Source organism: Salinibaculum rarum, from assembly GCF_030505615.1.
Lineage (GTDB): Archaea > Halobacteriota > Halobacteria > Halobacteriales > Haloarculaceae > Salinibaculum > Salinibaculum rarum.
Window position 1 is genome coordinate 1,838,437 of sequence record NZ_CP129992.1, and the last position, 14,011, is coordinate 1,852,447.

13 protein-coding genes are annotated in these 14,011 nt (G+C 61.9%); 4 read left to right on the plus strand and 9 right to left on the minus strand.

Annotated features, from left to right (window positions below; genetic code table 11):
• Positions 1 to 42: 42 nt before the first annotated feature.
• The 4 genes from QYL91_RS09755 to QYL91_RS09770 form a co-directional block, all read right to left on the minus strand.
• On the minus strand, positions 43 to 1,533 hold the full coding sequence (locus QYL91_RS09755) for a DHH family phosphoesterase (protein ID WP_302080309.1): 1,491 nt from the start codon (positions 1,531 to 1,533) through the stop codon (positions 43 to 45).
• A gap of 61 nt (positions 1,534 to 1,594) precedes the next feature.
• Positions 1,595 to 2,023, minus strand: a complete 429-nt coding sequence (lrpA1, locus tag QYL91_RS09760; protein ID WP_302080310.1) for an HTH-type transcriptional regulator LrpA1 — start codon at positions 2,021 to 2,023, stop codon at positions 1,595 to 1,597.
• A 129-nt stretch (positions 2,024 to 2,152) separates the two neighbouring features.
• Positions 2,153 to 3,091, minus strand: a complete 939-nt coding sequence (locus QYL91_RS09765) for a thiamine pyrophosphate-dependent enzyme (RefSeq protein WP_302080311.1) — start codon at positions 3,089 to 3,091, stop codon at positions 2,153 to 2,155.
• A gap of 3 nt (positions 3,092 to 3,094) precedes the next feature.
• On the minus strand, positions 3,095 to 4,993 hold the full coding sequence (locus tag QYL91_RS09770) for a 2-oxoacid:acceptor oxidoreductase subunit alpha (RefSeq protein WP_302080312.1): 1,899 nt from the start codon (positions 4,991 to 4,993) through the stop codon (positions 3,095 to 3,097).
• A gap of 512 nt (positions 4,994 to 5,505) precedes the next feature.
• On the opposite strand from QYL91_RS09770, the gene QYL91_RS09775 reads away from it, so the two are divergent.
• On the plus strand, positions 5,506 to 6,531 hold the full coding sequence (locus QYL91_RS09775) for a sensor histidine kinase (RefSeq protein WP_302080313.1): 1,026 nt from the start codon (positions 5,506 to 5,508) through the stop codon (positions 6,529 to 6,531).
• 21 nt (positions 6,532 to 6,552) lie between these two features.
• Here the strand turns inward: QYL91_RS09775 and QYL91_RS09780 are convergent, their stop codons facing one another.
• From QYL91_RS09780 to QYL91_RS09800, 5 genes are all read right to left on the minus strand, one after another.
• Positions 6,553 to 7,707, minus strand: a complete 1,155-nt coding sequence (locus QYL91_RS09780; RefSeq protein WP_302080314.1) for an acyl-CoA dehydrogenase family protein — start codon at positions 7,705 to 7,707, stop codon at positions 6,553 to 6,555.
• Between the two features lie 69 nt (positions 7,708 to 7,776).
• The gene (locus QYL91_RS09785; protein WP_302080315.1) at positions 7,777 to 8,379 is read right to left on the minus strand and encodes a chemotaxis protein CheC; all 603 of its coding nucleotides are present in this window, start codon (positions 8,377 to 8,379) and stop codon (positions 7,777 to 7,779) included.
• 99 nt (positions 8,380 to 8,478) lie between these two features.
• Positions 8,479 to 9,147 carry an O-methyltransferase gene (locus QYL91_RS09790; RefSeq protein WP_302080316.1) on the minus strand — a complete coding sequence of 223 codons (669 nt, stop codon included), beginning with the start codon at positions 9,145 to 9,147 and terminating at the stop codon, positions 8,479 to 8,481.
• Between the two features lie 42 nt (positions 9,148 to 9,189).
• Positions 9,190 to 9,999 carry a BtpA/SgcQ family protein gene (locus QYL91_RS09795; protein ID WP_302080317.1) on the minus strand — a complete coding sequence of 270 codons (810 nt, stop codon included), beginning with the start codon at positions 9,997 to 9,999 and terminating at the stop codon, positions 9,190 to 9,192.
• Positions 10,000 to 10,077: 78 nt separating this feature from the next.
• Positions 10,078 to 10,662 carry a thioredoxin family protein gene (locus QYL91_RS09800; protein WP_302080318.1) on the minus strand — a complete coding sequence of 195 codons (585 nt, stop codon included), beginning with the start codon at positions 10,660 to 10,662 and terminating at the stop codon, positions 10,078 to 10,080.
• A 109-nt stretch (positions 10,663 to 10,771) separates the two neighbouring features.
• On the opposite strand from QYL91_RS09800, the gene QYL91_RS09805 reads away from it, so the two are divergent.
• From QYL91_RS09805 to QYL91_RS09815, 3 genes are all read left to right on the plus strand, one after another.
• On the plus strand, positions 10,772 to 11,545 hold the full coding sequence (locus tag QYL91_RS09805) for an alpha/beta fold hydrolase (RefSeq protein ID WP_302080319.1): 774 nt from the start codon (positions 10,772 to 10,774) through the stop codon (positions 11,543 to 11,545).
• Positions 11,546 to 12,020: 475 nt separating this feature from the next.
• Complete coding sequence (locus tag QYL91_RS09810; protein ID WP_302080320.1) at positions 12,021 to 12,809, plus strand: enoyl-CoA hydratase/isomerase family protein; 789 nt, start codon at positions 12,021 to 12,023, stop codon at positions 12,807 to 12,809.
• Positions 12,799 to 14,010 (plus strand): CaiB/BaiF CoA transferase family protein, encoded by a 1,212-nt coding sequence (locus QYL91_RS09815; protein ID WP_302080321.1) that lies wholly within the window; start codon positions 12,799 to 12,801, stop codon positions 14,008 to 14,010. Before QYL91_RS09810 ends, QYL91_RS09815 begins: the two co-directional genes overlap by 11 nt.
• Position 14,011 lies beyond the last annotated feature (1 nt).

The window sequence follows — 14,011 nt, forward strand, 5'->3', positions numbered from 1 at the left end:
ACTGACGGGGCCGGACTGCAAAAGACTCCCGGCTACGCACAATTACTCCTCAGTCTCGTCCGGGAGCTCTTCGTCCGGCACGAGGTACTCGTCGGCGTCGTGGCGGTGTGCGTAGACGCCGGCGACGGTCTGTTCGGTCCGGTTGTCCAGTGCTTCGAGAAAACGACCGTTGACGACTGCTTCGACGATTTCACTGAGTGACTCCTCTCGTTCTTCGACGGCTTCGAGAACCCCCAGTGCAAGCTGTGCGCCCGCCATATCGGCGTGGCCACCGGCGCTCCCGATGCGGCCGAATGCGTCCCGCAGTACCTCTCCGAGGTCGATGTCGGTTCCCTGCGACCGGGCGGAGACGAAGATGGTCCCGTCCTGATACCCATAGACGACCGTCGTCGACACGCCTTCGAGTGCCAGCAGTCGGTCCGCTGCCTGTGCCAGTGCGTCCCGTTTGGAGAGTTGACCCGCGCAACTCAGGAGCACCGACCCCTCCTGCTTGCGGTTGGCGATGGCACTGGCGATAATCTCGAAGGTGTCCGCGCCGATACTCGGCGACTCGATGCGTTCGAGCATCCCCAGGTCCGCTGCCGGGAGGAGTCTCGCGGCTGCCTCGAAATCCGCCTGGACTGCCTCGCGGGTGAACTCCCTGGTGTCGATGCGGATGCCAAAGAGCAACGCCGTCGCGACGTGCTCGGTCAGTTCGATACCGAAAAACTCCAGATAGTCGACCAGGAGCGTACTCGTCGCACCGACGTCGCTTTGCAGGTCGACGTACCGCGCTTCCACGGGTGCTCGTGGTGGATGATGGTCGATGACGATGTCGACCGACAGGTCTTCCGGGAGCTGGTCGTTGACGCCCGGCCGCGAGTGGTCGACGAGCGCGAACCCGTCGAACTCGTCGAGATTCTCTTCCGGTGAGAGGTTCCGGAGTTCGAACTCAAGGAGGTTGACGAACGCCCGATTTTCCTGGTGCGTAATGTCGCCGTAGTAGCAGATGTCGACGGTACAGTCACTGTGTTCGGCCAGTCGGCCGAGCGCGACGGCACTGGCGATGGCGTCGGGGTCGGGGTTGTCGTGCATGACGACCGCCAACCGGTCGATACTCCGAAGCACGCCACGCAGCAGCCGTTTTTGCAGTCCGGTGTCGTCGACACGCCCGAGCAGTTGGTCGGCGACGGCCGCCGCCGGGTCGACGACTTTGTCTGCCAACTGTCTCAGTTCCGTGGTATGGCTGTCGTCGTCACCGGTGGCGTACGCGAGTACCATCGCGTCGGGCGCGACCGCGCGGACCGCCCGCGCCGCTGCCACGTTCGTTTCGGGGTTGTCGTCCGCGACGATGGCGGTGTCGACGGGCAGTGCCTCCCGGAGAACTGCTTCGTCCGTCGGGTCGGCCACAGTCGCCGAGACGCCGTTGTCGACGAACGTCTCTGCCCTGCTCTCGTCGTCAGTAATCACTTCGAGCGTGCCCGGCCGGTCGGACAGCGTCTCGATGAGCCCCTGCCCGAGAGACCCACTTCCCAGTACCAGCCGGTTGAGCATGTAGACTCCTTCCGGAGTGTGTCCCCTAAAAGGTCCGGCTTTGCCGTGCCCACTGCCGTTGTCACTTGAGCCGTTCTTGCAGGAACGAAGGGTGTGCCGCGGCAACACCGTCGATGGACTTGATGTCCTCGTTGATGACGTCGCCGAGTTCGTCGCCGTCGCCGGCGCGGACTTCCGCCATCAGTGTGTGGTCGCCACTGGAGGTGTACAGCGCCTCGATGGCATCAAGGGTCTGGAGTTCGCGTGTCACCTCGACGTAGTGTTCGCTCTCCACGTCGACGCCGACGATGGCGATCGACTGGCCGGAGAGTTTCTTGGGGTCGATGTCCGCCGAGTAGCCGACGATGACCCCCTCCTCTTCCAGTTTCTGGATGTACTTTCGAACGGTCGGCTTGGAAACGCCGGCTCGCTCCGCAATCTCGGCGTAGGACGCCTGTGCGTCGTCTTCTAAGACCGACAGAATTTGCTCTTCGGTGGGCTCGGCGCTCATACCACTTTGTTTTGCTCCGATGAAAAAATATCTTCCGAACCGCAAAACATCATCCAGACCGGACGAATTCGGCCTGTTTCGATGTCGCAGGCGAGTCACGCGGGGACTGCCCGCGGGACGCGAATCGCCTCAGGTGTGTCGTTCGATGAGTTTGTCGGCGGTGCGTTCCCACTCGGCGTCCTCGTCGAAGTACCGCTCTGCGAGCGGGTCGTCGGGCATCTCGCCGATGTCGCGTTTCTCCTGGTCGTAGGAGAGGCGGTTTTCGTCGTGGTAGAAGCGGCCGGTCAGGACCTCACCCTCCCAGAGACGCGATTCGGCCTCGTACATCATGTCGGCCGCCTCGCGACGGTCGTGGATGTCGAAGTCGAACTCGTCGTCGTCCTGGATGTCGGTGTAGGGGACGTACTCCTTGGCGTCCTTGTTCCAGGTGGGACACTGGGTGAGGAAATCGACGTGCGCGAAGCCGTCGTGCTCGATGGCTTCGACGAGAATCTCCTTTGCCTGTTTGGGGTTGACTGCTGCCGTCCGGGCGATGTAGGACGCCCCGGAGGCAAGCGAGAGCGTGAGCGGCCGGACGGGGTCTTTCGCGCTCCCGTGGGGCTGGGTCTTGGACTTGTGGCCCTTCGGACTGGTCGGGGACGTCTGCCCTTTCGTCAGCCCGAAAATCTCGTTGTTGAACACGATATACGTCATATCGTGGTTCTCGCGGGCGGTGTGCATGAAGTGGTTCCCGCCGATGCCGTAGCCGTCGCCGTCACCGCCGGCTGCGATGACTTCCAGGCCGGGATTGGCGAGTTTCGCCGCCCGCGCGATGGGTAGCGAACGCCCGTGAATCGAGTGGAAGCCGTAGCTCTCGAAGTACGAGGAGAGTTTCCCCGAACAGCCGATACCGGTCACGAGCAGCGTCTCGTCCGGGCTCCGGCCGACTTCCGGCATGGCCTGTTTCAGTGCCTTGAGCACGCCGAAGTCGCCACAGCCCGGGCACCACGTCGCCTGTGGTTCGATGCCGGGTGTGAAGTCGTCCTGGTCGGTTTCGTTGTCGTCGTCGATTGCTGAGAATGTACTCATAGCTTAGTCACCTGCCGCTGGGACGTATTTGACGTTCTGTCCCGCTGGCTGGTCGCCGTCGAGTGTCGATTCGAACCCGTCGACGATTTCGCCGGGTTCGAACGGTTCGCCGTCGTACTTGAGGAGGTTGGACAGTTTGGGTCCGAAGCGACCGAGTTCCTTCTGTGTCAGCCCGCGGAACTGCCCGCTGGCGTTCATCTCGACGACGAGACACTCTTCGACGCTCTCTAAGAACGCTGTCACCTCTGTCTCTGGGTACGGCATCAGGTCACTGACGCCCAGTGCCTTCACCGAGTGGCCGAGTTCGTTCAGCCGGTCGACGGCCTCGAAGACGGTGTCCTGCTGACTGCCCCAGGTCAGGATACCGTATTCTGCGTCCGCCGGGCCGTGGGCGGTCTGGTTGGACTCCTCGCGCTCGTCCAGACTCTCCCGAATCCGGTCGAGTTTGCCAAGTCGTCGGTCGACCTGTGCGACGCGGTTGTCCGGGTCCTCGCTGATGTGACCGGTCGGTTCCGACTCGTTGCCGGTCGCCAGGAAACGGCCGTCCTTCTGACCCGGAACCGTCCGGGGATTGACGCCGTCCTCCGGGTCGTGGGCGAACCGCTGGAACTTGCCGGACTTGTGGTGGGCTGCCTCGCGAATCTCCTCTTCGGTGAGCGTCTTGCCCGTCGAGGGCTCGGGCTCACGGTCGAAGAGGCTCGTCGGGACGTTCCGGACTTCGCCCTGTATCTTCTGGTCGTAGGCGACGATGGCCGGCAACTGGTAGTCGTAGGCGAGTTCGAACGCCAGCCGGGTCTGCTTGTAGGCTTCCCGGATGTTCGCCGGTGCGAAGACGATGCGGTTCGAGTCACCCTGACTGGTATAGAGGATGTGTTCCAGGTCCGATTGCTCGGTCTTGGTCGGCATCCCCGTCGAGGGACCGGCCCGCATCGCTTCGACGAGTACGACCGGTGTCTCGGTCATCTCTGCGAGTCCGAGCGGTTCGCTCATCAGCGCAAAGCCACCACCAGAGGAGCCACTCATCGCCTTGACGCCGGCGTGAGAGGCCCCGAGTGCGAGTGCCGCGGCAGCGATTTCGTCTTCGACCTGCTCGGAGATACCCCCAAACTCCGGGAGGTTCTTGGTCATGATGGTGAACACGTCCGTCCACGGTGTCATCGGATACCCCGAGATGAACCGACAACCGGCGTCGAGCGCGCCGTACGCGATGGCGTTGCTGCCGGTCAGCATCGCCTGTTCCTCGTCGTGACTGCCCGTGGGGACACGGAGGTCGTGGTCATCGTCCGAGAGTTCCTGTGCGCGCTCGTAGGCGGCGTCCAGAATCTCGATGTTTGCCTCCATCACCTCGCCGGACATGGCCTCGCGAATGAGTTCCTCGAAGTGCGTGGGGTCCATGCCGATGAGGGCTGCTGTTGCGCCGACGCCTGCGGTGTTGCGCATCACGTCGCGGCCGTGTTCGCGCGCAATCTCCCGCAGGTCCATCGGGTAGACGTGCCAGTTGTTTTCCTCGGCCCGTTCTTCCAGTTCGGTCTGTGCGACTTCTTCTTCGTCGAGCTGGCCGGTATCGTAGACGATGATACCGCCCTCGTTCAGGTCGTCGAAGTTCTCCGTCAGCGGCTTGAGCTCCTCGTTGCCGTAGTAGGCCCCATCCTGTGGGTTCCGGGCGAAACTGTCGCCCAGACAGAGCAGGAAGTTGAAGCCGTCGCCGCGCGAGCGGACGGGTTTGCCGGCCGCCCGTACCTCGACGTACGTGTGGCCGCCACGAATCCGTGATGGATAGTGGCGGTGGGTGAAAATGTCCAGTCCTGCGCGCATCAGCGCCTTGGCGAAGTTCTGGCTCGTCGAGTCGATGCCGTCGCCGGAGCCACCGGCGATTCGCCACATTAGTGTGTCTTCTGTCATGTGTAGGTCCTTGGCCCCGCCTATGCTGGCATCTGTCGGCCGCAGGCCACCGGAATGGGGACTCGATGGCGACGACGACAGACGCCGGCGTGGGTGCCGTAATTATACTGAGGACCGGTTGGGACTAAAGACTTATCACGGTGAATAATGATTATCGTTACCAATCATCGATGAGGGACGGATAGCGACGGGATTTTTGCTGCTATCTGGGAGAGACCTCATCGGAGCCGATTCTCTCCTCTCTAAATATATGCTACCTGTCATAGGCGGCCGGCAACTGCGTGACGCGGTGGTCACTTTTCGGTGGCCGCTCGACCATCGAGACCGGACTGTAGGCCCGTGGCCCACAGATTTCGTTCCTTCGCGGTTAGCTTCGAGTACTGGGAAAAAAGTTGCCGAGTCGACCGTGCCGGTACCAGGGAGCATCGGTTTGATTAGGGTGGCTGGTCAGTATTCGGTATGCATATCGTACCTTCTCAGTGTTTTGCGATGCCCTCCGGACGGTGTTTCGCATGGACCTGAAGCGACTCCTCGCCGGCGGAATCGTCGTGTTGACTGGACTCGGTGTGGTCGCGCCGAACGCAGCGACGTTCACCGTCGATGGCATCTACGAGTTTGCGGCGACGGCACTCGGCATCGTTCTCGGCCTCGCTATCGTCGGTGCGGCCGTCGTCCTCTACCAGAGTGATGTCTCGACTGCCCACGCCCTCCGGGTTGCCGGCTGGAACACGCTCGGTGTCGTCGTCCTCGGCCTGGTAATTTTGCTTGCCATGGAGTACCCCGGTGTCTCCCTGCCCACTCCGATTGCCGCCTCGATTCTCGGGGTGAGTGCTGTCGCGCACATCCTCATCGGGTTCAACGACGTGCGCCGCATCCGCGCAAGCGAACTCGCCCGCGAACGGGAGAAACTGGCTGTGCTCAATCGGCTGGCCCGTCACAACCTCCGCAATCAGGCACAGGTACTGACCAGCGCCGGCGAACTCGTCGCCGGCCACGCCGCCGACGAGACTGGTCGCGATGCCGCAGAACGCGTCCAGACTGCCGCTGCACGAATTGCGACGATCAACACCAAGCTCAAACGCTTCCAGGAAGCGACAGAGCGGGACGATTCACGCTCGGAATTCGACGTCGCCACCATCGTCGACAGCGCTGTCGCTCCCTACCGGGAGTCGTATCCGGACGCGGACATCACGGTCGACGTTCCGGACGACCTCGCCATCGAGGCGTCCCAGGACCTCGAAACGGCGCTGGACGAACTCCTCGAAAACGCCTTCGACCACGGTAACGCCGCCGAGAGTGGCGTCCGAATCAGCGCGACAGCCGACGGCGCGACCGTCGCACTCACGGTCGCCGACGACGGGCCGGGTATCCCCGACCACGAGTGGGAGGCGGTCTCCGGCGAGACGACACAGACGCAACTGGAACACGCCAGCGGACTCGGGCTCTGGGTCGTCAAAGCCGTTATCGAGAGCGTCGACGGCGAGTTCCGACGCGAGGACGGCACCGGCGGAGTTACGCTGTCTGTCCCGCGTGCCTGACCACCTTTGGTCGCGCGTGGGTTATCGCGGGGCCTGATTGTAGATAAGGTTTCGCTGGACGGCGTTTGCACCCTCGTAGATGACCGGAATCCGCACGTCGCGGTACACCCGGGCGATGCGGTTCTCGGTCAGCACGGACCGGCCGCCGTGCAGTTGCATCCCCCGTTCGGCACACTCGACGGCCGTCTCGGTGGCGTCGGCTTTCGCCAGTGCCGCCCAGTATCCAGCGTGGTCCTGATTGGCGACCTTGTTTGCGGCCCGCCAGACGAGCGCTCGCGACCCTTCGAACTCCATGCGCATCTCCGCGAGGTCGTGCTGGACGGCCTGGAACTCGTCGACCGAGCGACCGAAGGCTTCGCGGTCGTGGACGAACTCCGATGCTTCCTCGATGGCTGCCGCCGCGAGACCGAGGCCGTGACCGCCGACGATGACGCGGCCGTGGTTGAAAAACTCCGCGAGCATGTAGAATCCCGCGCCCTCGGCACCGACGAGGTTCTCTTCGGGAACCCGGCAGTCGTCGAAGATGATGTGGGCCTGTTTGGACGCCCGAAAGCCCATCTTCTCGGGGATGTGCTCGGCCTCGTAGCCGTCGGTGTCGGTCGGCACGATGAACATCGAGTAGTTTCCGTACCGGTTGTTCTCGTCGTCGCCCGTCTTGGCGTAGACGGTCACCCAGTCGGCTTCGACGCCGTTGCCGATCCAGTATTTCTCGCCGTTGAGGACGTACCCGTCCCCGTCTTTCTCGGCCGTCGTCGACATGCCGGCGAGGTCACTCCCGGTCTCGGGTTCTGAGACTGCCAGCCCGGTGAGCTGGTCGTTCTCGGCGACCGGCCGGACGTACTCCTCTTTCTGTTCTTCGTTCCCGTGGTCGACGACGATTTCGGCACCGAAACTCGCAAGCTGGAGCGTCAGCGCGATGCCGGCGTCGGCCCGGTAGAACTCCTCTGCGATAGCAAGCACCTGCTCTAGGGACAGGCCACGGCCGCCGTACTCCTCGGGGATGTCCTGTGCGACGAGGTCCGCGTCCATCCCCGCCTCCAGAATCTCCCAGGGGTACTCACCGGATTCGAAGTACTCCGCTGCGTTCGGCGCGATGTGTTCCTGGGCGAATTCCCTGGCCTGTGCCTTGACCTCGCGTGCCTCCTCGGGCACGATGCTGTCTTCGAGTAGCTCCATACCCATCTATTGGGAGCCACTTACATATAGAATCGGAAACCGCGATAAATTCTCAACGGGTTTCGTATTTCAGACCTCGATTTGCTGCATCAGGCTGACCAACTCCTCGAGTTCGGGGAAGGTGTAGACTTTGACGTTGATGTCGGATTCGAGTGCGTGGACGCGAGAGTCGAACATCAGCGCCATCTCGTCGGTGCGGTTGCCCACGAGGTCGTCGACCATGCCGCTACCGGGACCGTAGGTGAAGGTTGGCGTAGACATGTCGATAGTCGTGTTGAGGACGTTCGCCCATCCGTCGATAAAGCCAGAGGTCATGATGTTGCCAATCTCCTGAATCGCCGACCGCTCCATGCTCGAGAAGCCGCTCTCGGAGGGTTCGGCGCCCGCCATATCGCCCATCATCCCGTGGGCGAGTTCCTTGGCGCTCTGGGCGTTGAACAGGAAGAGGATGTGGCCGTGTGGGGGTTCGAGCATCTCGATGCTGATTCCGATTTGCTTCTGGTCGCCGATGTGGGTCTTGATGTCGGGGATGTCGATGAAGTTGATCTTCGTAATCTCCATCTCCGTTTCCATCCCGGTCATCTGGCTGAGGTGACTCGCCACCGTGTTGCCACCCTCTTTTGCCATCTTGTTGAACAACCCAAGCTTCCGTATATCTATCATCAAACTCATGGATGCAAAGTGCGCGTTGCCCGTGGTTTCCCGTCGGACGCATATAATACATCGCCCTCGATTCTCGGGAGCGAGAACGGCGACTCCCCGGCTGGTGCCCTACAGCCGAACGCTGACCGCCACTCCCTCGCCGAGCGGCAGGAGACTGGTCTCGAACGCTTCGGCCGCCCGGACCTGAGAGAGATACTCTGCGATACCCGAACTCGCCGCTGTAGCCGCCGGTCGGGAGTCACCCGCGAGCAATCCCTGAACGTCGTCCGCGTCGATGGACCCCGCTGTCACGGCGTTGTCCGCCAGTACGAGACTCCCCTCTCGAAGTTTGCCGCGGACGGCGTCGAAGGCCTCGACGTACCGGTCTTTCTCGTTGTCCAGCAAGACGACATCGAAGGGGCCCTCGTAGCGGTCGACGACCTCGATAGCGTCGCCGTGTTCGAAAGTCGCCCGGTCGGCGAGGCCGCCCCGCTCGAAGTACTCGCGAGCGTCGTTGAGGTTCCTGGCATCGGTTTCGGTGAGGACGACGTTGCCGTCGGTGTCGAGTGCGCGCGCAAACCAGTACGCCGAGTACCCAAAGCCCGACCCGAACTCGAAGATACGCTCGGCTTCGACTGCTCGGGCCAGCAACGAGAGCCACCCGCCCACGTCGGGACCGACAGTCGGGAACTTTTCGCGCTCGGCGCGCTCGTCCATCTCGCGGAGAATCTCGTCGCGCTCCGGGCCGATTGCCCCTGCAATCGCTCCGGCAGTCTCGGAGAGCAGTTCGTCGCTCATACCTGCCGTTCGGCCGGGCGCTCCATAACAGTGGTCCGTCCCTCACTCGCTCCGTGCGGCTTCGACAAAGGCCTCCACGCGGTCGGGGTCGACGGGCGCCGTCGTCTCGCCGCCCTTTTTGAGTGCGGTCCCGACGATGACACCGTCGGCGATGTCGAGCAGCGCGGAGACGTTCTCGGCGGTGACTCCGCTCCCGACGAAGACGGGAACGGACGCGTCGACGTCGTCGCGGCGGTCGAGTACCGTCTTCAGGTCATCGGCGTTTGCCGGTTCGCCCGTCGCCGGGCCGGAGACGACCAGTCCGTCTGCCAGGCCCCGTGTGATGGTCTCCTCGGCGACGGCCGCGATGTCGCGCTCGCCGACCGGCGCGGAGTGTTTGACCGCCACGTCTGCGAGTATCGAGACATCTGTGCCCAGGCGCTCGCGCACTCGGAGCGTCTCGTGGGCTGTCCCTTCCAGTATGCCCTGGTCGGTGACGCGTGAGCCGGTATGGACGTTGACGCGAACAAAGGAGCCACCGCCGGCCGCCGCCACCGAGAGTGCGGCTTCGGCGTCGTTTCGCAACACGTTGACGCCGTAGGGACAGTCCACGCCGATGCCGAGTTCCCGGACGATAGCCGTCATCTCGGCGACCGTCGATTTGGGGACGTCCTCGGGGTAGTAGGGGGCGTCGCCGAAGTTCTCGACCAGCAGGCCGTCGAACCCGCCCTCGACGAGTGCGAACGCGTCGGCGAGTGCCCGGCCCCGGAGACGCTCCCGGTCGCCCGCAAACCGTGGCGACCCCGGCAGCGGCGGCAGGTGGACCATCCCGACGAGTGGTGAATCGCTCTCGAAGCGCTCGACGACGTTCATACCCGCCGTTCTCGTTGGGCCATCAAAACAAGTGTGTTCCCGGCAGCCTCGTGGCCGTCGCCCCCTCCAGTCGCTCGGTTAGTTCCAGTACTCCGGCTCGTTGCCCGCTTTCCACTTGATAGAGCAGCCACGCGAGGGCTGGAACTCCTCGTCGACGCCTTTGCCGGCGAGCAGACTGTCGATGTGTGCTTTCATCTCCCGCTCGGTCGGTTCGTCGTCAGGGTTCAGCGCGTCGTCCAGCCGGCCGTGATACACCAGTTCGAACCTGTCGCCGCGCCGGTCGAACAGGAACGGGTCCGGCGTACACGTCGCGCCGTACGCGGCTGCGACCTCCTGGGTCTCGTCGAAGAGATAGGCGTCGTACTGGATGGTCCCGTCCGCGACGAGTTCCTGCATCTGCCTGAAGGAGTCGTCGGGGTACTCCTCCGGGTCGTTCGAACTAATACCTACGACGGCAACGTCGTCGTACTCGTCTGCGAGTGCGTTCAGTTCGTCGAACTTCGCCTGCGCGTACGGGCAGTGATTACAGGTGAACACGACCAACAGTGCCTCGTTGTCGGCGAAATCGGCGAGCGAGTAGGTCTCCTCGTCGGTGCCAGTCAGTTCGAAGTCCGGTGCCTCGTCTCCCCGTTCGAGTACCTCGATGGAATCTGCGGCAACCATACCGACAGTTCCGTCTCGACGGCCTAAGCCGTTCGGCCAGCGGCAACCCGACGAGACTGTCTCAATCATCCGCGAGCGTGCTTATCGGGCTCTAGTCCCGAGAGACAGTATGCCGACTGTCCAGATCAACGACATCGAGACCTATTACGAACGCTGGGGGAGCGGCCCACCGGTCGTGTTCGTCCACGGCGCAGTCGTCGATTACACTCAGTGGGAGCCACAGCTCGACGCGCTCAGCGACGCGTACACCACAATTGCGTACGACGTGCGTGGTCATGGCCGGACCGGCGGCTCGGATAGAGAGACGTACTCGATAGACCGCTTTGCCGACGACCTGGCCGCGCTCGTTGCGGCGCTGGAACTCGACCGACCGGTCGTCTGTGGTCTCTCGCTGGGTGGCTGTATCGCGCAGGTCTACGCAGAGCGCTACCCAGACGGACTCTCTGGACTCGTTCTCGCAGACACGTTCGGTCCGACGCCACTCTCGCCTACCGAGCACGTCCAGCGTCAACTCCTGGGCGCGACTGTTCCACTGGTTCGGCTGTTCGGATACGAACGCGTCGAGCGGGCGATGATGTGGTTCCAGGAGCGACTTTCGAAGGGCGTCAGCGGCGAGTACGAAAACATCGAGGCGATTCGAGCGTCCGGGCCGACGATGGCGACCGAGGAGTTCGCCAAGGTAATCCGTGCGCTCGCTCGGTTCGACGAGATACCCGTCGGTACCGGTCGATTTCGGTCCCGACGCTGGTCCTCTATGGCGAACACGACGCGGGATTCATCCGAGAGCAGTCGTCGGCACTGGCGGATGCAATCCGGGGGGCCGAGATTCGGGAAATACCCGGCGCCGGTCACGCTTCGAATCTCGACAACCCGAACTTCGTGACGGACGTCATACGGTTACTTCTCGGCACTGTCGACTGGCAGGATGCCGTGGCCGAACAGGCTACAGAAATCGCTGACGTTTCTTGACCTGACGCTCCTACTCACCCCATAAAGATAAAATTTACAGAATATATCTATATCTTACTATTAGTCAACTTTACAATTAGCAACCTTTTCTCTCTAGACTGATAATAGTGGACTATAGTGCAAAAAGTTCTATAATCTATTGAATAGCAGATGTATAAATTATATTTTCAATATATTCTCGTTGAATATATATCCCTAGATTAGCCGTAATCACGAAGTGCGCCATCCTATAGATAACATAGAAATTTCAAGACTCTCTAATCATAATATCTATTACTATTATCTGCGGTCAAATCTTTCAGTGACACGTGTCTGTGGCTGCTCATACTAGCCGGCCGTGAGATACCGTCCCAAACACCTTTATTGAGTTCCTTCGAACATGTCGGCGTATGTTTGAGTACGACGCGTATAAGACCATCTCGGTTAGTGTCTCGGATGGCATCGCGGAGATACGGTTCCAACGTCCGGACAAGTACAACGCGTTGAATACGGAAACGATGCTCGACCTTCAACGGGTATTCAGTGAGATTCAACTCGACAGGTCGGTGGACGTCGTCGTCATCGAGGGAGCGGGCGACGACGCGTTTTCGGCGGGTGCCGACATCGAACAGTACGCCGGCCCGTCGGAAGACCACGACCCGATGCAAAAAGACAGACAAGACATATTCTTCGACATCTACAGTGGTCCCTACGACCTTCACGCACCGGTCATCGCCAAAATAGACGGCTATTGCGTCGGCGGCGGACTCATCCTCGCGATGTACTGTGACCTCCGCATCGCTGACGACACCTCGAAGTTCGCGGTTCCCGTCACTGACATCGGACAGATTCCAACCGGTGGTTCGACGTATCGTGCCGCACAGCTCGTCGGCGAGGCCAAGGCAAAGGAACTCGTCTACACTGCCGGGACGATAGACGCTGAGGAGGCCCACCGCATCGGTCTTGTCAACGACGTGGTCGCTCCAGAGAAACTCGACGAGACCGTCGACGATGTCGTTACGGCCATTCAGAATACCGGCCGAACGGCAGTCAAAACCTCGAAGCAGTCAATCAATGAGGCGATGGGCAGTCCGCACCTCGAAACCGCCCGCGAGCGCGAGGCAGAACTCTGGTGGGAGCAGTTCGCCACCGAGGAACGTCGCACCCTCGTCGACGAGTTCATCGAAGATGACCAGTGAGAACGCCGGTCCGCTCTCGGATCTCACTGTCGTCGAGATGACTGTCCACCGTGCCGGTCCGTTCTGTGGTGCCCTGCTCGCAGACCTCGGTGCTGACGTCGTCAAGATAGAGCGGCCGGGAGTCGGTGATCCTGCTCGAACGCAGGGTCCCGGCCCGGAGGGTAAATCGGGCTACTTCATGGCGAACAATCGGAACAAGAAGTCAGTCGAACTCGACATGAAGTCCGAATCCGGCCGCGAGGCGGCCCTGGAACTGCTCGCCAAGGCGGATGTCTTCGTCGAGAACTTCGGCTACGGCGTCACGGAGAAACTCGGGCTTGGCTACGACGCCGTCTCGGCGGTCAACGAGGAGATCGTCTACGCGTCTGTGAAAGGATACGGCGAGACTGGCCCCGCACGAAAAAAGAAGGGTCTCGATATGATTCTCCAGGCCGAAGGCGGCATCATGTCCGTGACTGGCCCCGCGGACGGCGACCCGGTCAAAGTCGGGCAGGCCATCGGCGACCTCACTGCTGGCATGCTGGCTACCGTCGGTGTCCTCGCTCGTCTCCACGAACGCGAACGGGCCTCCACTGACCCCGATTCGTTCACAGGGAAGTTTGATATCGGGCTATTCGACGCCATTGTCTCGGTGATGAACGAGTATATCACGTTCCACTCGATAACTGACGAGGTACCCGGACCACAGGGGACGGTTCACCAGTCAATCTGTCCGTACCAGGTGTTCGAGACGGCAGACGGCCACATCGTTACAGGCGTTCCCAGCGACGAGCGGTGGGACGATTTCGTTGACCTCGTCGGACGGGATGAACTCCGGGAGTACGAGACCAACGACGAGCGGATGGCACACAGAGAGGCAGTCACCGATATCATTCAGGAAGAGTTCCACAAAGAGTCGACCGAGTACTGGCTGGCGCAACTCACCGAGCGTGGCTTCCCGAACGGACCGCTCAACGACCTCGCGGACGTCGTCGACCACGACCAGGCCCACGCGCGAAACCTGGTTGTCGACCACGAGGACCCGGACGCCGGCACCGTACAGTTGCCCGGTCACCCGATTCACTTCCCGGACTTCTCGGCAGACATCCGGAGTCCGGCTCCGAGACTTGGTGAACACACCGAGGCGGTGTTCGAAGCGGTCGCTGACGACCAGACGACGCTCGCCGAGTGGGAGGCAGACGGTGCGTTCGGCGGCGAGTGAT